Source organism: Herbaspirillum sp. DW155 (assembly GCF_037076565.1).
GTDB lineage: Bacteria > Pseudomonadota > Gammaproteobacteria > Burkholderiales > Burkholderiaceae_D > Herbaspirillum.
Map to the genome: position 1 here is coordinate 936,257 of NZ_AP029028.1, position 23,974 is coordinate 960,230.

Below are 23,974 nucleotides of genomic sequence, written 5' to 3' on the forward strand. Positions count from 1 at the left end.
CATGACGGCAGCGCGCGCACACTGAATCGTTCAGCGTGCGCGCGCTGCCGGTTTGGCCTGATGTGCACACAGTCAGGGCGTGGCGTGCATCAGGTTTTCGATGGTTCTGATGGAGTTGCGATGACGATGTCTGTCGGGACGCAGGCGCGTCCCATGCTGGAACTGAGCGGTATCCACAAGGCATTCGCGGGCGTGAAGGCGCTCACCGATGTCGGCCTGCGGCTGTTCCCGGGGGAAGTGCATACCCTCATGGGACAGAATGGCGCAGGCAAGTCCACGCTGATCAAGGTGCTGACCGGCGTGCATGAACCCGATCAAGGCAAGATAGAACTGGACGGCCGCGCCATTGCGCCGGCCTCCACCCTGGAGGCGCAGTCGCTGGGCATCAGCACGGTCTACCAGGAGGTGAACCTGTGCCCCAATCTGTCGGTGGCGGAGAACATCTTCGTGGGCCGCTATCCGCGCCGTTTCGGTCGCATCGACTGGAAGAGCGTACACGCGCAATCGCAGCAGCTGCTGCAGCAGTTGCAGATCGATATCGATGTGCGTGCGCAATTGTCGTCCTATCCGCTGGCGATCCAGCAGATGGTGGCGATCTCGCGTGCGCTGTCGGTGTCGGCGAAGGTACTGATCCTCGACGAACCCACGTCCAGTCTGGACGAAGCCGAGGTGCAACAACTCTTCAAGGTGTTGCGCCGCCTGCGCGAGCAGGGCATGGCGATTCTGTTCGTGACCCACTTCCTGGACCAGACCTACGAAATTTCGGACCGCATCACCGTGCTGCGCAATGGCGTACGCGAGGGTGAGTATCTGGTGGGCGACCTGTCGCGGCTGGATCTGGTCAACAAGATGGTGGGCGTGACGGCGGTCGATCACCGCAAGGTCGAGGCCGGTGCCGAGGCGCTGGCCTCGGGGCTGTCGGCCGATGAAGCCGGTGTCGGCGAAGTCTTCCTGCAAGCCGATGGCTTCGGCCGGCGCGGCGTACTGGCGCCGCAGGATCTGGAATTGCGGCGCGGTGAAGTGTTCGGCCTGTGCGGTCTGCTCGGCTCCGGACGGACCGAGATGGCGCGCCTGCTGTTCGGTGCCGACCGCGCCGATTGCGGTGAGCTGCGTATTGAAGGCCGCAGCGTGAAGCTCAATGTGCCGCGCGATGCGATTGCGGCGGGCATCGGTTTCTGTTCGGAGGATCGCAAGAAGGAAGGCGCCATCCTCGAACTGTCCGTGCGCGAGAACATCATCCTCGCCCTGCAGGCGCGACAAGGATTGTTCCGCGTGCTGCCGCGCAAGCGCCAGAACCAGATCGCCGCCGATTACGTCAAGTGGCTCGGCATCAAGACCGCCGATCTGGAAACCCCCATCGGCCTGCTCTCCGGCGGCAACCAGCAAAAGGCCTTGCTGGCGCGCTGGCTGGCCACCGATCCGGGCATGCTGATCCTGGATGAACCCACGCGCGGCATCGATGTGCGCGCCAAGCAGGAGATCATGGATTTCGTCATCGCCATGTGCCGCAAGGGCATGTCCATTCTTTTCATTTCCTCGGAAATTCCCGAGGTTCTGCGCTGCAGTGATCGCATGCTGGTGCTGCGTGACCGCCGTGCCTGCGGCCAGTACCGGCGCGGCGAGCTTGATGAGCAATCGGTCTTGCAGGTCATTGCAGGAGACGCCGCATGAGTGCATCCATGGATTCCAAACTGATTCCCGACAGCGCCGCCGCAGGCGGCACGCCGGCTTTTGCAGCACTGCTGCGTCACCCGCTGGTACGCCCGCTGGCAGCACTGGCCTTGCTGTTGCTGATCGACTTCCTGCTGGTGCCGGGCTTCTTCAGGCTGGAGATCAAGGATGGTCACCTGTATGGCGCGCTGATCGACATCATCAACCGCGCCGCACCGCTGATGCTGGCTGCACTGGGCATGACCCTGGTGATTGCCACGCGCGGCGTCGATATTTCGGTGGGCGCAGTGGTGGCTATCTCCGGTGCGGTGGCGGCCGTTCTCATCGGCGGCAAGATGGTGGTGGTCAATGGCGTTTCCGAATACGTCAGCAATGTGCCGATGGTGTGGGCCTTGTGTGCGGCCATGGGCGCGGCGCTGCTGTGCGGTGCCTGGAACGGCTTGCTGGTGGCCGGTCTCGGGCTGCAGCCCATCATCGCCACGCTGATCCTTATGGTGGCCGGGCGCGGGCTGGCGCAGTTGCTCACGGATGGTCAGATCGTGACGGTTTACTACAAGCCCTTCTTCTTCCTGGGCGGCGGCTATCTGTTCGGATTGCCGTTCTCGCTGACCATCGCCGGGGCCATGTTCGTGCTGCTGGCGTTGTTGATGAAGAAGACCGCGCTGGGCCTGTTCATCGAATCGGTGGGCATCAATCCGGTGGCCTCGCGCCTGGCCGGGATCCGCACCGCCGCGCTGATCTTCTTCGTCTACATGTTCTGCAGTGCCTGTGCCGGCCTGGCCGGGCTGATGATCGCCTCCAACATCAAGAGCGCCGACGCCAACAACGCCGGTCTCTTGCTGGAACTGGACGCGATCCTGGCCGTGACCCTGGGCGGCACCTCGCTGGCCGGGGGCAAGTTCAGCCTGGTGGGCAGCGTCATCGGCGCGCTCATCATCCAGACCCTGACGTATACGATCTATTCGCTGGGCGTGCCGCCTGAAGTCAATATGGTGGTCAAGTCCATCGTGGTGTTCCTGGTCTGCCTGTCGCAGTCGCCGCAATTCCGCCGCATGTTGAGGATGTCCAAATCATGATGCTCGTTTCTTCCTTGCGGCGCGCTTCGCACGCGCCGTGGTTCACGTCCATGGTCACCGTGGTGTTGCTGGTGCTGATGCTGGTGGTCGGCGCGCTTGGCTACGATGGCTTCCTGTCGCCCCAGGTGATGTTGAATCTCCTGATCGACAATGCCTTCCTGCTGGTGGTGGCCGTCGGCATGACTTTCGTCATCCTCTCCGGTGGCATCGACCTGTCGGTCGGATCGGTGCTGGCGCTGACCACCATGGTGGCGGCCTTCCTGCTGCAGAACTGGCACTGGCCGCCGCTGCTGGTGATCGCTACCGTGTTGCTGATGGGGGCGGGCTTTGGTGCGGCCATGGGCGCCATGATCCATTACTTCAAGCTGCAGGCCTTCATCGTCACGCTGGCCGGGATGTTCCTGGCGCGCGGGTTGTGCTACCTCATCAGCATCAATTCCATCACCATCGATGAGCCGCTGTTCGTGGAGCTGTCGCAGACGCGCCTGGAGTTCGCCGGCCTGTTCATTTCTCCCAGCGTGGTCATCGCTGTGCTGGTGCTGGCCGCGGCGATCTGGATGGCACACGGTACGCGCTTCGGCCGTGCCGTCTACGCCATCGGCGGCAGCGAGCATTCGGCGCTGCTGATGGGCTTGCCGGTGGGGCGGACCAAGGTTCTGGTGTATGCCTTCAGCGGATTTTGCGCATCGGTGGCCGGCGTGCTGTTTTCCTTCTACATGCTCTCGGGCTACGGGCTGCACGCGCAAGGCGTGGAGCTGGATGCGATTGCGGCCGTGGTCATCGGAGGCACCCTGCTCACCGGCGGATACGGGTACGTGGCCGGCACGCTCACGGGCGTGCTCATCCTTGGCGTGATCCAGACCCTCATTGCCTTCGATGGCACCCTCAGTTCCTGGTGGACCAAGATCTTCATTGGCGGGCTGCTGTTCGTCTTTTGCGTCGCGCAGCGTGTCATTTCACTGGGCGCCCTGCGCGGCCAACCGGCAGGATCGGCGAAAGCCGCGCCAGCCGTGGCTTAGGCGGGATTTTTTAAGCTTAATTAAGATAACTTTACATAGAGGGAGTTATACCGAAAAACATATCCATTACGCTCAAAAAATCATTAGAAATGTATTGGTAAAGCAATTAATGTAGAGCCCGCAAAACAGTTGCTCTGCATGACATTCATCAGAACTAGCGGCGCTGTTTTAGATAACTACAACACGCCATTCCAACAATGAGACTGGAGACTCGAAGCATGAAAATCAAATCCGTATTGAGCGGTATTGCCCTCGGCCTGGGCGTCACCCTGATGTCCATCAGCGCACAGGTGAGCGCACAGAGCAAGGCACTGGTCGGCGTGGCCATGCCCACCAAGTCCTCGGCCCGCTGGATCGCCGACGGCAACAACATGGTCAAGGTCCTGAAAGAGAAGGGCTACCAGACCGACCTGCAATACGCCGAAGACGACATCCCCAACCAGCTGTCCCAGATCGAGAACATGCTGACCAAGGGCGCCAAGGTGCTGGTGATCGCCGCCATCGACGGCACCACCCTGACCGACGTGCTGCAGAAGGCCGCCGACAAGGGCGTCAAGGTCATCGCCTATGACCGCCTGATCCGTGGTTCCAAGAACGTCGACTACTACGCCACCTTCGACAACTTCCAGGTCGGCGTGCTGCAGGCGCAATCGCTGGAAAAGGCCCTGGGCCTGAAGGAAGGCAAGGGTCCGTTCAACATCGAACTCTTCGGTGGCTCCTCGGACGACAACAACGCCTTCTTCTTCTACAACGGCGCCATGTCGGTCCTCAAGCCCTACATCGACAGCGGCAAGCTGGTGGTGCGTTCCAAGCAGATGGGCATGGACAAGGTAGCGACCCTGCGCTGGGATCCGGCGACCGCACAAGCCCGTATGGACAACCTGCTGTCGGCCTTCTATACCAACGCCAAGGTCAACGCCGTGCTGTCCCCGTATGACGGCCTGTCCATCGGTATCCTGTCCTCGCTGCGCGGCGTCGGCTACGGCACCCCGCAACAGCCGTTCCCGTATGTCTCGGGTCAGGATGCGGAAGTGCCTTCGGTCAAGTCCATCATCCGTGGCGAGCAGTACTCCACCATCTTCAAGGACACCCGCGAACTGGCCAAGGTCACCGTCGGTATGGTTGATGCCGTGCTGGGTGGCAAGGAACCCCAGATCAACGACACCAAGACCTACAACAATGGCGTGAAGGTCGTGCCGTCCTACCTGTTGAAGCCGGTCGTGGTCGACAAGTCGAACTGGAAGGAAGTCCTGGTTGGCAGCGGCTACTACACCGAAGCACAACTGAAGTAAGCATCATTCTGTAATACGCGGGCAGCCGGCATCCTCGATGTCGGCCTCGCCTGCGGCAGTACCGCAAGACCCAACAAGAACAAAAATCACCGTAAGAAGAACAGCATGGTCCCGCTCTGTGCGGGACCGGGGCCTGTTCCCCTTCAATCTGTGAGCAACGCATCTCACAGATTGAAGGGGAACAGGCCCTTCTTTCAGGAAGTCGCGCTTGCCCAACCGCAACGCGCAAGAGACAAACAAGTCCGGTTACGTCATCCACGCAAGACCGGCAAAAGAGAGGTCAGCATCATGAGCAACATTCTGGAAATGCGCGGCATCGAGAAAAGCTTCCCGGGTGTGAAGGCGTTGAACAACGTCAACCTGGCGGTGCGCGAAGGCGAGATCCATGCGATTGTCGGCGAGAACGGTGCCGGCAAGTCCACGCTGATGAAGGTGCTCTCCGGGGTCTACCCGCATGGCAGCTATTCCGGCGATATCGTCTACAAGGGTGAGGTGCGTGCCTTCAAGGATATCCGCGACAGCGAACACCTGGGCATCATCATCATCCACCAGGAGCTGGCTTTGGTGCCGCTGCTGTCGGTGATGGAAAACCTGTTCCTGGGCAATGAGCAGGCCCGTGGCGGCGTGATCGACTGGGAACAGTCCTACGTGCGCGCCAAGGAACTGCTGGCCAAGGTCGGTTTGAAGGAATCGCCGCTGGCCAAGGTCGGTGACCTGGGTGTGGGCAAGCAGCAGTTGATCGAGATCGCCAAGGCGCTCTCCAAGGAAGTCAAACTGCTGATCCTGGATGAGCCGACCGCCAGCCTCAATGAAAGCGACTCCGATGCCCTGCTCGAACTGCTGCTGGAACTGAAGCGCCAGGGCATTGCCTCGATCCTGATTTCGCACAAGCTCAACGAAATTTCCAAGGTGGCCGATTCCATCACCGTGCTGCGCGACGGCACCACGGTCGATACCTTCGACTGCCGCGCTGAACCGATCAGCGAAGACCGCATCATCCAGCACATGGTGGGCCGCGAAATGGCCGACCGCTATCCGCAGCGCGATCCGAAGATTGGCGATGTCATCTTTGAAGTGCGCGACTGGCGCGTGCACCACCCGCTGCACACGGACCGCCTGGCCATCAAGGACGTCAACATGACGGTGCGCGCTGGTGAAATCGTCGGCATCGCAGGCCTCATGGGCGCGGGCCGTACCGAACTGGCCAAGAGCATCTTCGGTCGTGCCTACGGCAAGAAGATCAGCGGCCAGGCCTTCCTGCACGGCAAGCCGGTGGACCTGTCCACCATCGAGAAAGCCATCGACAAGGGCATTGCCTACGTCACCGAAGACCGCAAGGGCGATGGCCTGGTGCTGGAAGACGACATCAAGAAGAACATCTCGCTGGCCAACCTGGGCGGCGTTTCCGAACACACGGTCATCGATGAGGCGCGCGAGTACAAGATCGCCGCAGATTTCAAGCAGCAGATGCGCATCCGTTGTTCCAGCGTGTTGCAGAAGGTGGTCAACCTCTCCGGCGGCAATCAGCAGAAGGTGGTGCTGTCGAAGTGGCTGTTCTCGCAGCCCGAGGTGCTGATCCTGGACGAACCCACGCGCGGCATCGACGTGGGCGCCAAGTTCGAGATCTACAACATCATCAGCAAGCTGGCCGCCGAGGGCAAGTGCATCATCATGATCTCGTCGGAAATGCCGGAACTGCTGGGCATGTGCGACCGCATCTACGTGATGAACGAAGGCCAGTTCGTGGGCCACCTGCCCAAGGCCGAGGCCACGCAGGAAAATATCATGCGCGCCATCATGCGCAACAAGCGCATCGATGAGCCCGGCCTGTCCCAGGCCGCCTGAACGCAAGACATCAAGCCGGAGCCAAACCGGCGGCAACACCCATAAAGTCCATCAAGACCAGAGAGTACCGAGGAGCAAGACAATGGAGAGCATTGACATGAGCAAGAAACCGGTCGTCGCCAGCGGCGCCGTCGAGAAGAAGGACTACGGCAGCTTCCTGAAGAACAACATGCGCGAATACGGCATGCTGATGTCGCTGGTGGCCATCATGGCCTTCTTCCAGATCATGACCGACGGCACGCTGATGCGTCCGTTGAACCTGACCAACCTGGTCCTGCAGAACAGCTACATCGTCATCATGGCCCTGGGCATGCTGATGGTGATCGTGGCCGGTCACATCGACCTGTCGGTGGGTTCGGTGGTGGGCCTGATCGGCGCACTGGCGGCCGTGCTGATGGTGGACTACGGCTGGGGCTTCGTGCCGGCCTCGCTCGTCTGCCTGATCGCCGGTGGCCTGATCGGTGCGGCGCAGGGTTACTGGATCGCCTACTTCAAGATCCCGTCCTTCATCGTCACCCTGGCCGGCATGCTGGTCTTCAAGGGCATGGCACTGGCCCTGCTGCAAGGCCAGTCCCTGGGCCCGTTCCCGCAGACCTTCCAGATGCTGTCTTCGGGTTTCATTCCTGAACTGACCGGCAACGCCACCTTCCGTACCACCTCCCTGATCGTGGGCGTGATCGCAGCTGCGGTGCTGATCCTGGTCAAGCTGCATGGCCGTCGCAAGCAGACCAAGCATGGCATGGAAGACGAGCCGGTCATGTTCTTCCTGCTCAAGAACGCCATCTTCGCTGCCGCCATCATCGCCTTCAGCTACCTGCTGTCGACCTATCGCGGCATGCCCAACGTGCTCATCATCATGTTCGCGCTGATGGTGCTCTATACCTTCATCACCAGCCGTACCACCCTGGGCCGCCGTGTCTATGCCGTGGGCGGCAATGAAAAAGCGGCCAAGCTGTCGGGCATCAAGACCGAGCGCGTGTCCTTCTTCACCTTCGTCAACATGGGTGTGCTGGCCGCGCTGGCCGGCCTGATCTTCGCGGCCCGTCTGAACACCGCCACCCCCAAGGCCGGCCTGGGCTTCGAGCTGGACGTGATCGCCGCCTGCTTCATCGGTGGTGCCTCCGCCTCGGGCGGCGTGGGCAAGGTGATGGGCGCGGTCATCGGCGCCTTCATCATGGGCGTGATGAACAACGGCATGTCCATCATGGGCATCGGCATCGATTACCAGCAGATGATCAAGGGCTTCGTGCTGCTGATGGCCGTGTGCTTCGACGTCTACAACAAGAACAAGTAAGCCGGATGAGCCAAGGCGGGCGCAGTGCCCGCCTTTTGCATTCGGCCCCCAGATCCTTCGTTTTCTGCCATTCGGGAATTCAACAATGAGTAACGACAAAAAAGACAAGAGCCGTACCCTGCGCTCGGCCGGCTGGTTCGGGACCGCCGACAAGAACGGTTTCATGTACCGCAGCTGGATGAAGAACCAGGGCATCCCCGACCACGAGTTCCAGGGCAAGCCGGTCATCGGCATCTGCAATACCTGGTCGGAACTGACTCCCTGCAACGCCCACTTCCGCAAGGTCGCCGAACACGTGCGCCGCGGCATCATCGAAGCCGGTGGCTTCCCGGTGGAGTTCCCGGTGTTCTCCAACGGCGAATCCAACCTGCGCCCCACCGCCATGCTGACCCGCAACCTGGCCAGCATGGACGTGGAAGAATCCATTCGCGGCAATCCCATCGACGCCGTGGTCCTGCTGACCGGCTGCGACAAGACCACGCCGGCCCTGCTGATGGGCGCGGCCAGCTGTGACGTGCCGGCCATCGTCGTGACCGGTGGTCCGATGTTGAACGGCAAGCACCAGGGCCGCGACATCGGTTCCGGTACCGTGGTGTGGCAATTGTCGGAACAGGTCAAGGCCGGTGAAATCACCATCCATGACTTCATGGCCGCCGAAGCCGGCATGTCGCGTTCGGCCGGTACCTGCAACACCATGGGCACCGCCTCCACCATGGCCTGCATGGCCGAGTCGCTGGGCGTGTCGCTGCCGCACAATGCGGCGATCCCCGCCGTTGATGCGCGCCGCTATGTTCTCGCGCACCTGTCCGGCATGCGTATCGTCGACATGGTGTGGGAAGGCCTGACCCTCTCCAAGATCCTGACCCGCAAGGCGTTCGAAAACGCCATTCGCACCAATGCGGCCATCGGCGGTTCCACCAACGCCGTGATCCACCTCAAGGCCATCGCCGGTCGCATCGGCGTGGACCTGGAACTGGAAGACTGGACCCGCATCGGCCGCGGCACCCCGACCATCGTCGACCTGCAGCCTTCGGGCCGCTTCCTGATGGAAGAGTTCTATTACGCCGGTGGCCTGCCGGCCGTGCTGCGCCGCCTGGGCGAAGCCGACCTGCTGCCGCACAAGGATGCCCTGACCGTCAACGGCCAGACCATGTGGGATAACGTCAAGGATGCGCCGATCTACAACGATGAAGTGGTGCGCCCGCTGGCCAAGCCGCTCATCGAAGATGGCGGCATCTGCATCCTGCGCGGCAACCTGGCGCCGCGCGGTGCGGTCTTGAAGCCCTCGGCCGCTACGCCCGAACTGATGAAGCATCGCGGCCGCGCGGTGGTCTTCGAAGACTTCAACCACTACAAGGAACGCATCAACGATCCCGATCTGGATGTCGATGCCAGCTGCGTGCTGGTGATGAAGAACGTCGGTCCCAAGGGTTATCCGGGCATGGCCGAAGTGGGCAACATGGGCTTGCCGCCCAAGATCCTGGCCACCGGCGTGAAGGACATGGTCCGCATTTCGGATGCGCGCATGAGCGGTACCGCTTATGGCACCGTGATCCTGCACGTGGCGCCGGAAGCCGCTGCCGGCGGTCCGCTGGGCATCGTCCAGGATGGCGACTTCATCGAACTGGATGCCTACGCCGGCAAGCTGCAGCTGGACATCAGCGAAGAAGAGATGCAACGCCGCCTGGCTGAACGCGCCAAGGTGCTGGCCGAGCGCAAGCCGGAAATGGCCGGTGGTTACCAGTCCCTGTACGTGGACCGCGTGCTGCAGGCGGACGAAGGCTGTGACTTCGACTTCCTGGTCGGCTGCCGTGGCGCCGCCGTGCCCAAGCACTCGCACTGATCTTCACGTCCCTCCATCCGACCGATGCCGACGCCCCGCGCCGGCATCGGAGAGCAAGGAAACTCCATGAGCAACACTCCCCAGAATGTACAACTGGCGAGCTTCCCCAGCCTCAAGGGCAAGCGCGTCTTCATCACCGGCGGTGGCACCGGCATCGGTGCGGCCATCGTCGAAGCGTTTGCGCAACAAGGTGCGCATGTCGCCTTCGTCGATATCGCCACCGAAGCCAGCGAAGCGCTGTGCAATGAAGTGGCGGCGGCCGGTCATCCCAAGCCGCTGTTCCGCCATTGCGATCTGCGTGATATTCCGGCTTTCCAGTCCACCATTGCCGAGCTGCAAGCTCAACTGGGCGACTTCGACGTGCTGGTCAACAATGCCGCCAACGACCAGCGCCACAAGCTCGAAGAAGTGACGCTGGAATACTGGAACGACCGCATCGCCATCAACCAGCGCCCGTCCTTCTTCGCCGTGCAGTCGGTGGTGGAAGGCATGAAGCGGCGCGGTGGCGGTTCCATCATCAACTTCAGCTCGATCAGCTGGCACCAGTCCGGTGGCGGCTTCCCGGTCTACACCACGGCCAAGGCCTCGACCCTGGGTCTCACGCGCGGCCTGGCACGCGACCTCGGTCCGCACAAGATCCGCGTCAATACCGTGACACCGGGCTGGGTCATGACCGAACGCCAGATCAAGTTGTGGCTGGATGAAGAAGGCAAGAAGGCGATTGCCCGCAACCAGTGCCTGCAGGGCGATCTGCTGCCCTGGCACCTGGCGCGCATGGTCCTGTTTTTGGCCGCCGACGACAGCGCGATGTGCACCGCGCAGGAATTCATCGTCGACGCCGGCTGGGTGTGAGCATGACAGCGGCGATGGTGTAGCCGCAGCGATGCGATACAACGTCGTGCCGTTCAAGGGAGTCGCCAAACGGCGACTCTTTTTTTTTTGCGCAAAGATTTGCGCAAACGCGGGTGAGCAGGGAAGTCTCGACAAGACTGCTTGGGAATGTGTTTAAAAGCTGTATGACAGCTTTTAAAAACTTAGTTTTTTTCGCCTTTGAAGTGTTGTTTTTTTGCAGCGATTTTTTTAAGTTTTGAGGCCGTGACGAGAATTTGTGGCGGACGATTTTTGGCGTTTTCAGACAGACTTACGCTTCCTTACATTACTTAATAAAACTCGGCGCACCGGGCAGATGCCCGGCATGGGCATGCCGGGCATCTGCCGCGTTCAATAAATCATTTTTGCCACTTCGCGGATCGCCTGCAGGACCAGGTTGGCGCCCGGCGAGAGCAGGTTGTCCTGGCGCGTGATGATGCCGAAACCGGCCATGCGGCAGGGCAACTCGATGGGCAGGATGTCCATCAGGCGCGCCTGGGTGTAGTAGCGCGCCACCTCGGTGGGCATGGCATAGATGAAATCGGTCTGCTGCAGCAGGCTGGTAATGAACAGGATGGCGGTGGTGTCGACCACGTTGGAAGGCGGCGCCAGGCCTTGCTCGCGGAACATCTGGTCGCAGCGTGCGCGCAGGATGCTGCCCTTGGGGGCCATGATCCAGGCCTCGCTGGCCAGGTCGGCCAGGGTCAGATCGGTGCGGGTGTGGAAGGGATGGCCCACGCGCGCCACGGCACAGACCGGCTCGTCGGCCAGCTCTTCATAGAGCAGCCCGCCACGGGCTTCCTCGTCGAGGATGCGGCCGATGATGAAGTCCAGTTCCCCGTGCAAGAGGCGCGAGAGCAGGATGTTGCTGCTTTCCACTTCGACGCCGATGCGCAGCATCGGGGCCTGCTCCTTGGCCCGGGCAATGGCCGGCGGCAACAGGGCCATGCCGGGCGAGAGGATCCCGCCCACGTCGACCTGGCCGGACAGGCCGGACTTCAGGGCAACGATATCCTCATGCGCCTTGGACAGGCTGGTCAGGGCCATGCGCGCATGGCGGATCATGGCCTCGCCATAGATGGTGGGCCGCATGCCGCGCGGCAGGCGCTCGAACAGGGACACGCCCAGCATGTCCTCGAGGTCCTTGAGTTGCTTGGAAGCAGCCGGCTGCGTCATGTTGAGCTCGCTGGCAGCGCGGTGGATGTTGCGGGTGTCGTCTAGGGCGATGAGCAGAAGAAGCTGGCGAGTCTTCAATCGGGCCCGCAGAAACCAGTTCGGGTCACTGTTTTTCATAAGTCTCCGGGGACGGTTTTCTAAATTTTTTCAATCATTTTTTTATTAGGAATTGATGATATCAAATCGCATATCGGAATTGCTAAAGATTTCATTGGAAAGACATGAACTGAATACTTAGTATCTAGCCACATTCCGGGCTGTACAGGGGACAACCAGCGCAGAACCGGAATGAAAGAAGAGAAGGTCGGGCAGCATCAAAACAACAAGTTGGGAGACTGTCAGGAGCCCGTCAGGCTCCAGGGGTCTGAAGTGCAACGCTGCACGGCCAAGCCCACCGACGAAAAAAATTTTAAACGGCAATATCCACGGAGACTATTCATGAAGCAAGTGAAGCCATCCTTTATTGGAGCAAAGACCCTGTGCGCGCTCGCGCTGATGGGTGCGTTCTCGGCACAGGCGCAGGCGCAAAGCAGTGTCACCATCTACGGCCGCGTCGTGGCCGGCGTCGACTTCCTGACCAATGCCGGTACCAATGGCACCGGCACCCGCTGGAGCGCTGCCAATAACCAATGGGGCACCAGCATGATCGGCTTCAAGGGCACGGAAGACCTGGGCGGCGGTACCAATGCCTTCTTCCTGCTGGAATCCGGTTTCAACTCGACCAAGGGCAGCTTCAACGGTTCTGATACCAGCAACGGTACTGCACTGTTCAACCGCCGTTCCTACGTCGGCCTGTCCTCGGCATCGGCCGGTTCGGTCAAGCTCGGCAAGAACCTGTTCATCAACAATGACATCTGGTATCTGGATCCGACCGGCCAACAGGCCATCGGTACCGCCAGTCTGGTCAACGGCCGCAACTGGCCGGGCGCATCCAACATCATCGAGTACAACAGCCCTGACATGGGCGGTTTCACCGTCGGCCTGCAGACCAGCCTGGGCGAAAAGCCGGGTTCGTTCAATGGCGGTGTGGCCAACGCTGGTTCCAGCGACGGTCGCAAGGACGGCATCTCGCTGGCCTACCAGAAGAACGGCCTGGAACTGCGCGTGATCTATGACACCGTGCGCGACGCCAACGGCAACTACAGCGACATCTGGAGCCACTCCAAGGAGCTGATCGTCGGCGGTACCTACAAGTTCGACAAGCTGAAGATGTTCGCCGGCTGGGAAAACCTGCGTGCTGCCGATGCAGTCTCGGGCGCACCGGATCGTGCCAACCAGTACTGGATCGGTGCGAACTATGACGTGACCCCGCAATTCCAGCTGGTCGGCGGCTGGTTCCACGTCAACGCCAACAACGCTTCGGTCAATGCGGCCGGCGTGGGTAACGGCGGTGGTACTGCCAACATGTACATGGCTGGTGTGAACTACTTCCTGTCCAAGCGTACCCTGCTGTACGTTGACGTCGGTACCGTCCGCAACGGCACCGGCGCCAGCCACCAGCTGGAAAACGGCGGCAACCTGGGCGTGTCCGGCCTGAAGCAGACCGGCGGTTACTTCGGTATCGCCCACTCGTTCTGATGTAACGAACAGCAGTATCTGTAATCCTTCCTGAGGTGGTCTTGATGTAGTTGAGGGTGGGCGCAAGCCCACCCTTTTTTGTCGTTTGCTGTCCTTTGTTGTTGTTGGGTGCTGCATCGCGTGCCTTGCAAACGATTTATATTGTTTATCTCATTGACTTGAACTTGATTGGCAGGCGAAACCAAGATGAATGCGCAATTGCTGGTGGACGGACATCATGAACTGGGTGAAGGCGTGCTGTGGTGCGAGCGCTCGCAGACGGTCTTCTGGACCGACATCCACGCCTCCCGCCTGTGGAACCACGATCCGGCCAGCGGTGCCACGCGCAGCTGGGGCATGCCGGAACGGCTGTGCTGCTTCGCCTTCACGGCCGATACCCGGCGTCTGCTGATCGGACTGGAATCGCGCCTGGCTTTTCTCGACCTGGACACGGGCAACATCAGCCCGATCTGCCGCATCGAAGATGACCTGCCGACCACGCGCCTGAACGACGGCCGCTGCGACCGCCAGGGCCGTTTCGTCTTCGGTACGCTTAATGAAGATGCCGGCCGCGCGCCCATCGCCAGCTTCTATCGCTTGAATGCCGACCTGAGCCTGGAGCGCCTGGCGCTGCCCGGCATCGCCATTTCCAACAGCATCTGTTTCAGCCTCGATGGCAAGCTGATGTATCACTGCGACTCCATGGCCGGCAAGATCATGGTGTGCGACTACGACACCGGTAGCGGTGCCGTCACGAATCAACGTGTCTTCGCCGACCTGGCGCAGCAACCGGGTGGTCCGGATGGTTCCACCATCGATGCTGATGGCTACCTGTGGAATGCCCAGTGGGGCGGTGCGCGTGTGGTGCGTTTCGCGCCGGACGGCAGCATCGACCGCATCATCGAAGTCCCCACGGCGCAGCCGTCCTGCGTGGCTTTCGGTGGCGCTGCCTTCGACACCCTGTTCGTGACCACGGCACACGAAGGCATGAGCGCCGCGCAGCGGGCAGAAGACAAGCTGGCCGGCGCCTTGTTCAGCGTGCCGCAGGCGGATGTGCGCGGCTTGCCCGAAGTGCGTTTCGCCGGTTGATCCCCTCCGGCGCCTGCCTTGACCGGCATGCGCTTTCTTCCGGTCGGGTCCGGCTTCAGGACCCGAAACTCGAATCCCCCATCAGCCGCGACAGCCGCGCCGAGATTTCCTGGACGATGCCTTGCACCTCGTCCAGGCTGGGGTTGACCTTCTTGTCGATGCGTTCGATGTAGGGCACGTTCAAGGCCGCCAGCATGCGGTTGTTGGCGCCCATGACCGGATAGGACAGGTTGATCACGCCCCGGATCTGCCGGCTTTCCATGCGCGAGTGACCGCGTTTGCGCGTGTTCTCGATCTGGCGCATCAGTTGCGTCGTCCCGATTTCCTGTTCGCCATCCATGCGCACGTGGGCTGCCAGCATGCTGGCGCGTTCGGCTTCGTCGCGGAAGGCCAGCAGCACATGCCCCGAGGCCGTATCGGTGAGACTCACCAGCGCGCCGACCTTGAGACCAAACGCCCAGCGTTCGGGGCTGTCCACCTGCGCCACCACGATGACGCGGCCGGCTTCATAGACGGTGAGGTGGGTCGACTGCATCGAGCGATTGGCCAGTTCGCGCATGTGGGGCAAGGCGGTACTGACGAGCGAACGGATCGGCTGATGATGATGGGCCAGCTCGAACAGTTTCAGCGAGAGCCGGTAGTGATCGTTGTCGGCCACCAGGTAGCCGCGCTGTTCCAGCGTGACCACCATGCGGAAGATTTCATTGACGCTGCGCCCCAACTGTTTGGAGATCTGGTTCAGGGTCAGCATCTGTTCCGAGCGGCTCAGCAGTTCCAGGATGTCCAGTCCCTTGTCCAGCGCCGGCGCGGCATAGCGCGTCTTGCTGCCGGCCTGGTCCTCTTCATGGCCGGCGGCCGTCTGCACGGCAGGGGCCTCGGCGGGATGGATTTTGCGGGTTCTGGGCATGGCGTTATGGGGCGCAGTGGTCGAAGGTTGCTAAGGATGGACGGGTTTCTGGGGCCGGATTGTAGGGGATTTCGATGAAAAATAATTTTATTCGTAAAATTATTTTTCATGAATAGATGCCTTGACGATGCACTGTCATTTCAAAACCGATATCAATACGGTCGGAAACTTCATCGGATCAGCACTGCAATGAGAGGATAATCAAGGTTATGCTCTGTCGCTCACAGATAAAAAGAAATTTTATTTGTGAGAAAAAACAGAAAAGGGGCCCGGCCCCGGAGACGATCACCCCGGACAGTTCGCCACGACTGTCCTGCCGACCGCGGCACCATGCCGCAGCGGCATCCACGCTAGAGACCGATGACCAAGATTACCGCCCTGCGCGTGCTGGACGTGCGCTTCCCCACTTCGCAATCGCTGGATGGGTCCGATGCGATGAATCCGGATCCGGATTACTCCGCCGCCTACGTCATCCTCGATACCGACAATGAACAACTCAAGGGCCACGGCCTGACCTTCACCATCGGCCGCGGCAACGAGATCTGCTGCGCCGCCATCCGTGCGATGGAGCATCTGGTGGTGGGGCTGGAGCTGGACTGGATCGCCGCCGACATGGGGCGTTTCTGGCGCCATGTCACTTCCGACAGCCAGTTGCGCTGGATCGGTCCGGACAAGGGCGCCATCCACCTGGCCACCGGTGCCGTGGTCAATGCCGCGTGGGATTTGTGGGCCAAGGCCGTCGGTAAGCCGGTCTGGAAACTGGTGGCCGACATGTCGCCCGAGGAACTGGTACGCACCATCGATTTCCGCTACATCACCGATTGCATCACCCCGGACGAAGCACTGGCGCTGCTGCGCGAGAAGGCGGCCGGCAAGGCCGAGCGCCTGCGCATCCTGGAGCAGGAAGGCTATCCCTGCTACACCACCTCGGCCGGCTGGCTGGGCTATGACGATGCCAAGCTGCGGCGCCTGTGCCAGGAAGCCATCGACCAGGGCTTCAACTACGTCAAGCTCAAGGTCGGGCGCGACCTGGAAGACGACAAGCGCCGCGTGCGCATCGCCCGCGAGGTGCTGGGACCGCAGCGCAATCTGATGATCGATGCCAACCAGGTGTGGGAAGTGGACCAGGCCATCGATTGGGTCAACCAGCTGGCCTTCGCCAAGCCCTGGTTCATCGAGGAGCCGACCAGCCCGGACGACGTGGAAGGCCATCGCAAGATCCGCGCCGGTATCGGCGCAGTCAAGGTCGCCACCGGCGAGATGTGCCAGAACCGGGTGCTGTTCAAGCAGTTCATCATGCGCGATGCCATCGACGTGGTGCAGATCGATTCCTGCCGCCTGGGCGGCGTCAATGAAATCCTGGCGGTCATGCTCATGGCCGCCAAGTACGGCAAGGTGGTGTGCCCGCATGCCGGCGGCGTGGGCCTGTGCGAATATGTGCAGCACCTGTCGATGATCGATTACCTGTGCATTTCCGGCAGCAAGGAAGGGCGCGTGACCGAATACGTGGATCACCTGCATGAGCACTTCGTCGATCCCTGCGTGATCCGCAACGCGGCCTACATGCCGCCCGCTTTGCCGGGGTTTTCTATCGAAATGAAGCCGGCTTCGCTGGAGCAGTACAGATTCCGGGGCTGAGCTGCATTCCCCCACGAAAAGATGAACGATAACGGAGACTGACGTGGATTTGAATCTGCAAGAGAAGGTGGTCATCGTGACCGGTGGCGCCTCCGGCATCGGCGGCGCGATCAGCCTGCAACTGGCCGCCGAGGGCGCCATTCCGGTGGTGTTTGCGCGTAGCGAACCGGAGCCGCAGTTCTGGACGCGGCTGACCGGATTGCAGCCGCGCGCGGCCTTTTTCCAATTGGAGCTGCAGGATGAGGCGCGCTGCGGCGAAGCGGTGGCCGAGACGGTGCGCCGCTTCGGCCGCCTGGACGGGCTGGTCAACAACGCCGGCGTCAACGACAGCGTGGGCCTGGAGGCCGGACGCGATGCATTCGTCGCCTCGCTGGAACGCAATCTCATTCATTACTACGTGATGGCGCATTACTGCGTGCCGCACCTGAAGGCCACGCGCGGCGCCATCCTCAATGTCTCCTCCAAGACCGCGCTGACCGGGCAGGGCAATACCAGCGGCTATTGCGCCTCCAAGGGCGCGCAACTGTCGCTCACGCGCGAATGGGCGGCTTCCCTGCGCGATGACGGCGTGCGCGTCAATGCCCTGATTCCGGCCGAAGTGATGACCCCGCTCTACGAGAAATGGATCGCCACCTTCGAGAATCCGCAAGAGAAACTGGACGCCATCACCAGCAAGATCCCGCTGGGCAAGCGTTTTACGACCTCCGGGGAAATGGCCGACATGGCGGTGTTCCTGCTCTCGGGTCGGTCCTCGCATACCACCGGGCAATGGGTTTTCGTCGATGGGGGCTATACCCATCTCGACCGCGCCCTGACCTGAGCCCGCCATGCGTACCGTACTGGCCCTCGACCTCAAGGACGATGCCGCGCTCATCGCCGACTATGAGCAGCACCACCAGCGCATCTGGCCCGAGATCGCCGCGCACCTGCGTCAGCAGGGCGTGACCGGGATGGAAATCTATCGCCTGGGCACGCGCATGGTGATGGTCATGGAAACCGATGACACCCGCTTTGACGCCGCTGCCATGGCCGCGGCCAGCCAGAGTGATCCGAAGGTGCGGGCATGGGAAGAACTGATGTGGCGTTTCCAGGCCCCCACACCCTGGACCCCGGCGGGGCAGAAGTGGGTGCCGATGACGCGCATCTTCGATCTCGCCGCGCAACAGGACTAAGTTTTTGCAAATGGCTTTCTAAGTTTTTCGCAAGGCGGTACAGTAGGCAGCACGCAACAAGGTAGCACCGAAAAAAGCAGCGGCCGCAGAGTCGCGCAAACGATGGCCACGGAGCATTCCGGGTCGGCAATGCATCCACATCCGAGGTGAGCATGCAACAACAACACGAGACACAAGTTCGCGCCGCAGACACGGCCGCGGCATCCTCAGCGGCCGTGCCGTTGATTCAGCTGCGCAACGTCAGCAAGCGCTTTCCCGGCGTGCTGGCGCTGGACAATTGCCAGTTCGAACTGGTGGCCGGCGAGGTCCACGCCCTCATGGGCGAGAACGGCGCCGGCAAATCCACGCTGATGAAAATCCTCTCCGGCGTCTACCAGCGCGACAGCGGCGACATCCTGCTCGACGGCAAGCCGGTCGAGATCGCCGAGCCGCGCCAGGCGCAGGCGCTGGGCATCGGCATCATCCATCAGGAACTGAACCTGATGAACCATCTTTCGGCGGCCCAGAACATCTTCATCGGCCGCGAGCCGCGCAAGGGCTTCGGCCTCATCATCGACGAAGACCAGTTGAACCGCCAGGCCGCTGCCATCTTCGCCCGCATGCGGCTGGACATGGACCCGCGCACCCCGGTGGGCGAGCTGACCGTGGCACGCCAGCAGATGGTGGAAATCGCCAAGGCCCTGTCCTTCGATTCGCGCGTGCTCATCATGGATGAGCCGACTGCCGCCCTGAACAATGCCGAGATCGCCGAGCTGTTCCGCATCATCCGTGACCTGCAGGCCCAGGGCGTGGGCATCGTCTACATCTCGCACAAGATGGATGAGCTGCGCCAGATCGCCGATCGCGTCAGCGTCATGCGCGATGGCAAGTACATCGCCACGCTGCCCATGCAGGGCACCTCCATGGATACCATCATTTCCATGATGGTGGGCCGCGCCCTCGATGGCGAGCAGCGCGTGCCGCCCGATACCTCCGGCAACGAGGTGGTGCTGGAAGTGCGCGGCCTGAACCGTGGCCGCGCCATCCGTGACGTCAGCTTCACATTGCGCCGGGGCGAGATTCTCGGTTTCGCCGGCCTCATGGGCGCGGGCCGTACCGAAGTGGCGCGCGCCATCTTCGGTGCCGATCCGCTGGACTCGGGCGAGATCTTCATCCACGGCGGCAAGGCCGTGATCGGCCAGCCGGCCGATGCGGTGGCGCATGGCATCGGCTATCTGTCTGAAGACCGCAAGCATTTCGGGCTGGCCGTGGGCATGGACGTGCAGGCCAACATCGCGCTCTCCAGCATGGGCCGCTTCACCAGGGTGGGCTTCATGGACCAGCGCGCCATGCGTGAAGTGGCGCAGGGCTATGTGCGCCAGCTGGCCATCAAGACCCCTTCGGTGGAGCAGCAGGTGCGCCTGCTCTCGGGCGGCAACCAGCAAAAGATCGTGATCGCCAAATGGCTGCTGCGCGACTGCGACATCCTCTTCTTCGACGAGCCCACGCGCGGCATCGACATCGGTGCCAAGAGCGAGATCTACAAGCTCCTCGATACCCTGGCCGGGCAGGGCAAGGCCATCGTGATGATTTCCTCCGAGCTGCCCGAAGTGCTGCGCATGAGCCACCGCATCCTGGTGATGTGCGAGGGCCGCGTGACAGGCGAACTCTCGCGCGCCGAAGCCACCCAGGAAAACATCATGCAGCTGGCCACGCAGCGCGAATCGGCCGTGGCGCAATAACGATCACCGCGCACCCAGACCTTACAAGAGAGACAGACCGATCATGGCAAACAATATCCACTCCGCCACCCCCTCATCCACCATGGCCAACAACGCTTCCCCCACGGGCCTGCGCGCCCGCCTGTTCAATCCGGCGGCGCGCCAGAAGCTGCTGGCCTTCGCCAGTCTGTTGCTGATGATCCTGTTCTTCAGCTTCGCCTCGCCCAACTTCATGGAGGTGGACAACCTGGTCAGCATCCTGCAGTCCACCGCCGTCAACGGCGTGCTGGCCATTGCGTGTACCTACGTCATCATCACTTCCGGCATCGACCTGTCGGTGGGCACCATGATGACCTTCTGCGCCGTCATGGCCGGCGTGGTGCTGACCAACTGGGGCATGCCCTTGCCGCTGGGCATCGCCGCCGCGATTTTCTTCGGTGCGCTCTCGGGCTGGATCTCCGGCATGGTGATCGCCAAGCTGAAGGTGCCGCCCTTCATCGCCACGCTGGGCATGATGATGCTCCTGAAGGGCCTGTCGCTGGTGATCTCCGGCACCCGTCCGATCTACTTCAACGATACCGAGGGCTTCTCGTCCATCGCGCAGGATTCGCTGATCGGCGATCTGATTCCTTCGCTGCCCATTCCCAATGCGGTGCTGATCCTGTTCATCGTGGCCATCTGCGCTTCGGTCATCCTCAACAAGACCGTGTTCGGCCGCTATACCTTTGCCCTTGGCAGCAATGAAGAAGCGCTGCGCCTGTCCGGCGTGAAGGTGGATTTCTGGAAGGTGGCGGTCTACACCTTCTCTGGCGCCATCTGCGGCATCGCCGGCCTCATCATCGCCTCCCGCCTGAACTCGGCGCAGCCGGCGCTGGGCCAGGGCTATGAACTCGATGCGATTGCCGCCGTGGTGATCGGCGGTACCTCGCTCTCGGGCGGGACCGGCACCATCCTGGGCACCATCATCGGCGCGTTCATCATGAGCGTGCTGGTCAACGGCCTGCGCATCATGTCGGTGGCGCAGGAATGGCAGACGGTGGTCACCGGGGTGATCATCATCCTGGCCGTGTATCTCGACATCCTGCGCCGTCGCCGCCGTGCCTGAGCGACGCGCAGCAAGAGACGATTTAGAAGTAGCAATGCAAGCCCCGCCGGAAGCGCCATTTCCGGCACTCCATCATCGATAACAAAAGGAGACGTACCGTGTTCAAGAACAAGTTACTGGCCGCTGCCCTGGGTCTGGCCTTCGCCGTCGGCACTTCGGTCGCGCACGCGCAGGAAGTGTATGTGCCGCTCATTTCCAAGGGCTTCCAGCACCAGTTCTGGCAGGCTGTCAAAGCCGGTGCCGACCAGGCCGGCAAGGATCTCAAGGTGAAGGTCACCTTCGAAGGCCCGGAAACCGAAGCCATGGTCGACAAGCAGATCGACATGCTCTCCGCCGCCCTGGCCAAGAAGCCGCAAGCCATCGGCTTTGCCGCCCTGGACAGCAAGGCCGCCATTCCGCTGCTGAAGAAGGCACAGGCCGCCAAGATTCCGGTGGTGGCCTTTGACTCGGGCGTGGACAGCGACATCCCCGTCACCACCGCCACCACCGACAACCGCGCCGCTGCAGCCCTGGCCGCCGACAAGATGGCCGAGCTGATCGGCAAGGAAGGTGAAGTCGCCGTGGTCGCCCACGACCAGACCAGCCGCACCGGTGTGGACCGCCGTGATGGCTTCCTGGAACGCATCAAGGCCAGCTATCCCAAGATCAAGGTGGTCAGCGTGCAATATGGTGCGGGCGACCAGTTGAAGTCCACCGAAGTCACCAAGTCCATCCTGCAGGCCTATCCCAAGATCAAGGGCATCTTCGGCACCAACGAAGGCTCGGCCATCGGTGTGGTCAATGGCGTCAAGGAAATGAAGCGCAAGATCATCATCATCGGCTATGACTCCGGCAAGCAGCAGAAGGATGCCATCCGTGAAGGCGTGATGTCCGGCGCCATCACCCAGAACCCGGTGGGCATCGGCTACAAGACCGTGGAAGCGGCGGTCAAGGCGATCAAGGGCGAGAAGTTGCCGAAGGTCATCGATACCGGCTTCTACTGGTACGACAAGAGCAACATCGACGATCCCAAGATCGCAGCCGTTCTGTACGACTGATCGGTGTCAGGTTTCGGTTTATAAGTTTTTTCTCAAAAAAAACTAAGAGATGCATGCGCATCTCTTTCTCTTCTTCTTTCTCCATCTCCCTCCTCAGAATCCGCCATGAAGCCTCTGCGTATCGACGCCCATCAGCATTTCTGGCGCTATCGCGCTGAAGACTACCCGTGGATCAGCACCGGCATGGAACTGCTGGCCTGTGATCGCCTGCCGGGTCAGCTGCATCCGGTGCTGGCCGCCGAAGGGCTGCAGGCTTCCATTGCCGTGCAGGCCCGCGCCGGACGTGAAGAGACCGGTTTCCTGCTGGAGCTGGCGCGCGGTGACCGCCGCATCGCCGGCGTGGTGGGCTGGGAAGACCTGTCCTCGCCGCACCTGGCGGCCAATGTGGCGCAGTGGGGGCGTGACAAGCTGCTGGGCTTTCGTCATCAGATCCAGGATGAAGCCGATGTCACGGCCTTCGTCGAGGCTCCGGCCTTCAATGCCGGTATCAAGTGGCTGCAGCAGCAGGGACTGGTCTATGACGTGCTGATCTACGCGAAGCAGATGCCGGAAGTGCAGGCCTTCTGCGCCCGTCATGACCGCCACTGGCTGGTGCTGGATCACCTGGGCAAGCCAGCCCTGGCCGATTTCGGGCGAAATGAAAGTGTCTTCAGCAACTGGAAGCGCCAGCTGCGTGCACTGGCCGCCATGCCGCATGTGGCCTGCAAGTTGTCGGGGCTGGTGACCGAGGCGGACTGGCTGCGCGGACTGCGACAGAAGGATTACGACAATATTGCCCTGTGCCTGGACACCGCTCTGGAAGCCTTCGGCCCGCAACGCCTGATGTTCGGCTCGGACTGGCCGGTGTGCCTGCTGGCCACTTCCTATGCAACGGTGGCGGCGGTGGTGCGCGAGTGGGCCGAAACGCGCCTGTCCGCATCGGAGCAGGAGCAGCTCTGGGGCGCAACGGCGGCCCGCTGCTACGATCTGGCCTGAGTCATGGGGGCGGGCAGGCGCCGCCGTTGAGCGCGGCGGCCTTGCCCCTCAGCGCGTGAAGCCGTTGAAGGACACGTGCAGCATGTACTTCACGATCTCTTCCGTGTCCATCTTGCTGAATTTCTGCAGGTAATCCACCGCCGGGTCACAGGTGCGTGCGTAGTAGCTGTACAAGATCACATCACTGGGCAGAGCGGCATCTAGCTCGCCATTCTTCTGCGCTTCCTTCACCAGTTTTTCCAGCTGACCGTTGAGCTTCAACACGCGCATGACGTATTTGACGTTGCGCATGAGCATCTCGCGCACGTGCGCGCTGGTGGAGGGCAGGAAGGGCAGGCCGCCTTCCAGTCGCACCCGCAGCGCCCATTCCAGCATGGCTTCGAGCTTGCCGCGCGGGCTGTCGATGTGATCGAGCTGCGCCAGCTGGTCGATGGCGCCATCGATGAGGCGCAGCATGGTCTCGCCGATCAGCTCTTCCTTGGACTTGAAATGCTTGTACAGGCTGGGTTTGGAAATCCCCACCGCACCGGCCACGTCGTCCATGGTCATCAGGTCATAGCCCTTGCTGCCCAGTACCGACGTGGCCGCATCCAGGATGGCGTTCTCCCGTAATTTGAAGGCTTGGTCCTTGAAGCTCAGTTTGCCGAAAATACTCATTGGTAGTTAAAGTTACTAATTAGTAGATTTTATTTTTCTTTGGTAGTAATC

General features: G+C 61.5%; 20 protein-coding genes. 17 read left to right on the forward strand and 3 right to left on the reverse strand.

What is annotated here, in order from left to right; all coding sequences use genetic code 11:
* The first annotated feature begins 120 nt into the window (after positions 1 to 120).
* From AACH55_RS04250 to AACH55_RS04285, 8 genes are all read left to right on the forward strand, one after another.
* Entirely contained in the window at positions 121 to 1,671 is a 1,551-nt protein-coding gene (locus tag AACH55_RS04250; protein ID WP_338718181.1) for a sugar ABC transporter ATP-binding protein, read from the forward strand.
* Positions 1,668 to 2,747 carry an ABC transporter permease gene (locus AACH55_RS04255; protein WP_338718182.1) on the forward strand — a complete coding sequence of 360 codons (1,080 nt, stop codon included), beginning with the start codon at positions 1,668 to 1,670 and terminating at the stop codon, positions 2,745 to 2,747. Before AACH55_RS04250 ends, AACH55_RS04255 begins: the two co-directional genes overlap by 4 nt.
* Positions 2,744 to 3,766 (forward strand): galactofuranose ABC transporter, permease protein YjfF, encoded by a 1,023-nt coding sequence (gene yjfF / locus AACH55_RS04260; RefSeq protein ID WP_338718183.1) that lies wholly within the window; start codon positions 2,744 to 2,746, stop codon positions 3,764 to 3,766. Before AACH55_RS04255 ends, yjfF begins: the two co-directional genes overlap by 4 nt.
* Positions 3,767 to 3,984: 218 nt before the next feature.
* Positions 3,985 to 5,058 carry a multiple monosaccharide ABC transporter substrate-binding protein gene (chvE, locus tag AACH55_RS04265; RefSeq protein ID WP_338718184.1) on the forward strand — a complete coding sequence of 358 codons (1,074 nt, stop codon included), beginning with the start codon at positions 3,985 to 3,987 and terminating at the stop codon, positions 5,056 to 5,058.
* A gap of 288 nt (positions 5,059 to 5,346) precedes the next feature.
* On the forward strand, positions 5,347 to 6,903 hold the full coding sequence (gene mmsA / locus AACH55_RS04270; RefSeq protein WP_338718185.1) for a multiple monosaccharide ABC transporter ATP-binding protein: 1,557 nt from the start codon (positions 5,347 to 5,349) through the stop codon (positions 6,901 to 6,903).
* An 82-nt stretch (positions 6,904 to 6,985) separates the two neighbouring features.
* Positions 6,986 to 8,197, forward strand: coding sequence for a multiple monosaccharide ABC transporter permease (gene mmsB, locus AACH55_RS04275; protein WP_338718186.1), 1,212 nt, complete (start codon positions 6,986 to 6,988; stop codon positions 8,195 to 8,197).
* Between the two features lie 85 nt (positions 8,198 to 8,282).
* Complete coding sequence (locus tag AACH55_RS04280) at positions 8,283 to 10,040, forward strand: IlvD/Edd family dehydratase (RefSeq protein WP_338718187.1); 1,758 nt, start codon at positions 8,283 to 8,285, stop codon at positions 10,038 to 10,040.
* 66 nt (positions 10,041 to 10,106) lie between these two features.
* Positions 10,107 to 10,892 carry an SDR family oxidoreductase gene (locus AACH55_RS04285; RefSeq protein WP_338718188.1) on the forward strand — a complete coding sequence of 262 codons (786 nt, stop codon included), beginning with the start codon at positions 10,107 to 10,109 and terminating at the stop codon, positions 10,890 to 10,892.
* 369 nt (positions 10,893 to 11,261) lie between these two features.
* On the opposite strand, the gene AACH55_RS04290 is transcribed toward AACH55_RS04285, so the two are convergent.
* A complete protein-coding gene (locus AACH55_RS04290) occupies positions 11,262 to 12,203 on the reverse strand; it encodes a LysR family transcriptional regulator (protein ID WP_338718189.1) in 942 nt (313 codons plus the stop codon).
* A 321-nt stretch (positions 12,204 to 12,524) separates the two neighbouring features.
* Here AACH55_RS04290 and AACH55_RS04295 point away from each other — a divergent pair, with 321 nt between their 5' ends.
* Together AACH55_RS04295 and AACH55_RS04300 are read left to right on the forward strand one after the other, a co-directional pair.
* Complete coding sequence (locus AACH55_RS04295; protein ID WP_338718190.1) at positions 12,525 to 13,664, forward strand: porin; 1,140 nt, start codon at positions 12,525 to 12,527, stop codon at positions 13,662 to 13,664.
* 186 nt (positions 13,665 to 13,850) lie between these two features.
* Positions 13,851 to 14,732, forward strand: a complete 882-nt coding sequence (locus AACH55_RS04300) for an SMP-30/gluconolactonase/LRE family protein (RefSeq protein ID WP_338718191.1) — start codon at positions 13,851 to 13,853, stop codon at positions 14,730 to 14,732.
* 55 nt (positions 14,733 to 14,787) lie between these two features.
* Here AACH55_RS04300 and AACH55_RS04305 read toward each other — a convergent pair whose 3' ends face one another.
* Entirely contained in the window at positions 14,788 to 15,639 is an 852-nt protein-coding gene (locus AACH55_RS04305) for an IclR family transcriptional regulator (protein WP_338718192.1), read from the reverse strand.
* Positions 15,640 to 15,999: 360 nt separating this feature from the next.
* On the opposite strand from AACH55_RS04305, the gene AACH55_RS04310 reads away from it, so the two are divergent.
* The 7 genes from AACH55_RS04310 (at position 16,000) to AACH55_RS04340 (ending at position 23,266) form a co-directional block, all read left to right on the forward strand.
* A complete protein-coding gene (locus tag AACH55_RS04310; RefSeq protein ID WP_338718193.1) occupies positions 16,000 to 17,277 on the forward strand; it encodes an L-fuconate dehydratase in 1,278 nt (425 codons plus the stop codon).
* A gap of 43 nt (positions 17,278 to 17,320) precedes the next feature.
* Entirely contained in the window at positions 17,321 to 18,097 is a 777-nt protein-coding gene (locus tag AACH55_RS04315; protein ID WP_338718194.1) for an SDR family oxidoreductase, read from the forward strand.
* A 7-nt stretch (positions 18,098 to 18,104) separates the two neighbouring features.
* A complete protein-coding gene (locus AACH55_RS04320) occupies positions 18,105 to 18,449 on the forward strand; it encodes an L-rhamnose mutarotase (RefSeq protein WP_338718195.1) in 345 nt (114 codons plus the stop codon).
* Between the two features lie 152 nt (positions 18,450 to 18,601).
* Positions 18,602 to 20,170: a sugar ABC transporter ATP-binding protein gene (locus tag AACH55_RS04325; RefSeq protein WP_338718196.1), complete on the forward strand. Its 1,569-nt coding sequence runs from the start codon at positions 18,602 to 18,604 to the stop codon at positions 20,168 to 20,170.
* An 82-nt stretch (positions 20,171 to 20,252) separates the two neighbouring features.
* On the forward strand, positions 20,253 to 21,254 hold the full coding sequence (locus AACH55_RS04330) for an ABC transporter permease (protein ID WP_338720168.1): 1,002 nt from the start codon (positions 20,253 to 20,255) through the stop codon (positions 21,252 to 21,254).
* 98 nt (positions 21,255 to 21,352) lie between these two features.
* Positions 21,353 to 22,291: an ABC transporter substrate-binding protein gene (locus AACH55_RS04335; RefSeq protein WP_338718197.1), complete on the forward strand. Its 939-nt coding sequence runs from the start codon at positions 21,353 to 21,355 to the stop codon at positions 22,289 to 22,291.
* 105 nt (positions 22,292 to 22,396) lie between these two features.
* Positions 22,397 to 23,266 carry an amidohydrolase family protein gene (locus AACH55_RS04340; protein ID WP_338718198.1) on the forward strand — a complete coding sequence of 290 codons (870 nt, stop codon included), beginning with the start codon at positions 22,397 to 22,399 and terminating at the stop codon, positions 23,264 to 23,266.
* A 48-nt stretch (positions 23,267 to 23,314) separates the two neighbouring features.
* Here the strand turns inward: AACH55_RS04340 and AACH55_RS04345 are convergent, their stop codons facing one another.
* Positions 23,315 to 23,923: a TetR/AcrR family transcriptional regulator gene (locus AACH55_RS04345; protein ID WP_338718199.1), complete on the reverse strand. Its 609-nt coding sequence runs from the start codon at positions 23,921 to 23,923 to the stop codon at positions 23,315 to 23,317.
* Positions 23,924 to 23,974 lie beyond the last annotated feature (51 nt).

Bases quoted from the DNA above. Each gene is read 5' to 3' on its own strand.
- AACH55_RS04250 (WP_338718181.1), top strand. From the start codon at position 121: ATGACGATGTCTGTCGGGACGCAGGCGCGTCCCATGCTGGAACTGAGC.
- AACH55_RS04255 (WP_338718182.1), top strand. From the start codon at position 1,668: ATGAGTGCATCCATGGATTCCAAACTGATTCCCGACAGCGCCGCCGCA.
- yjfF (WP_338718183.1), top strand. From the start codon at position 2,744: ATGATGCTCGTTTCTTCCTTGCGGCGCGCTTCGCACGCGCCGTGGTTC.
- chvE (WP_338718184.1), top strand. From the start codon at position 3,985: ATGAAAATCAAATCCGTATTGAGCGGTATTGCCCTCGGCCTGGGCGTC.
- mmsA (WP_338718185.1), top strand. From the start codon at position 5,347: ATGAGCAACATTCTGGAAATGCGCGGCATCGAGAAAAGCTTCCCGGGT.
- mmsB (WP_338718186.1), top strand. From the start codon at position 6,986: ATGGAGAGCATTGACATGAGCAAGAAACCGGTCGTCGCCAGCGGCGCC.
- AACH55_RS04280 (WP_338718187.1), top strand. From the start codon at position 8,283: ATGAGTAACGACAAAAAAGACAAGAGCCGTACCCTGCGCTCGGCCGGC.
- AACH55_RS04285 (WP_338718188.1), top strand. From the start codon at position 10,107: ATGAGCAACACTCCCCAGAATGTACAACTGGCGAGCTTCCCCAGCCTC.
- AACH55_RS04290 (WP_338718189.1), bottom strand. From the start codon at position 12,203: ATGAAAAACAGTGACCCGAACTGGTTTCTGCGGGCCCGATTGAAGACT.
- AACH55_RS04295 (WP_338718190.1), top strand. From the start codon at position 12,525: ATGAAGCAAGTGAAGCCATCCTTTATTGGAGCAAAGACCCTGTGCGCG.
- AACH55_RS04300 (WP_338718191.1), top strand. From the start codon at position 13,851: ATGAATGCGCAATTGCTGGTGGACGGACATCATGAACTGGGTGAAGGC.
- AACH55_RS04305 (WP_338718192.1), bottom strand. From the start codon at position 15,639: ATGCCCAGAACCCGCAAAATCCATCCCGCCGAGGCCCCTGCCGTGCAG.
- AACH55_RS04310 (WP_338718193.1), top strand. From the start codon at position 16,000: ATGACCAAGATTACCGCCCTGCGCGTGCTGGACGTGCGCTTCCCCACT.
- AACH55_RS04320 (WP_338718195.1), top strand. From the start codon at position 18,105: ATGCGTACCGTACTGGCCCTCGACCTCAAGGACGATGCCGCGCTCATC.
- AACH55_RS04325 (WP_338718196.1), top strand. From the start codon at position 18,602: ATGCAACAACAACACGAGACACAAGTTCGCGCCGCAGACACGGCCGCG.
- AACH55_RS04330 (WP_338720168.1), top strand. From the start codon at position 20,253: ATGGCCAACAACGCTTCCCCCACGGGCCTGCGCGCCCGCCTGTTCAAT.
- AACH55_RS04340 (WP_338718198.1), top strand. From the start codon at position 22,397: ATGAAGCCTCTGCGTATCGACGCCCATCAGCATTTCTGGCGCTATCGC.
- AACH55_RS04345 (WP_338718199.1), bottom strand. From the start codon at position 23,923: ATGAGTATTTTCGGCAAACTGAGCTTCAAGGACCAAGCCTTCAAATTA.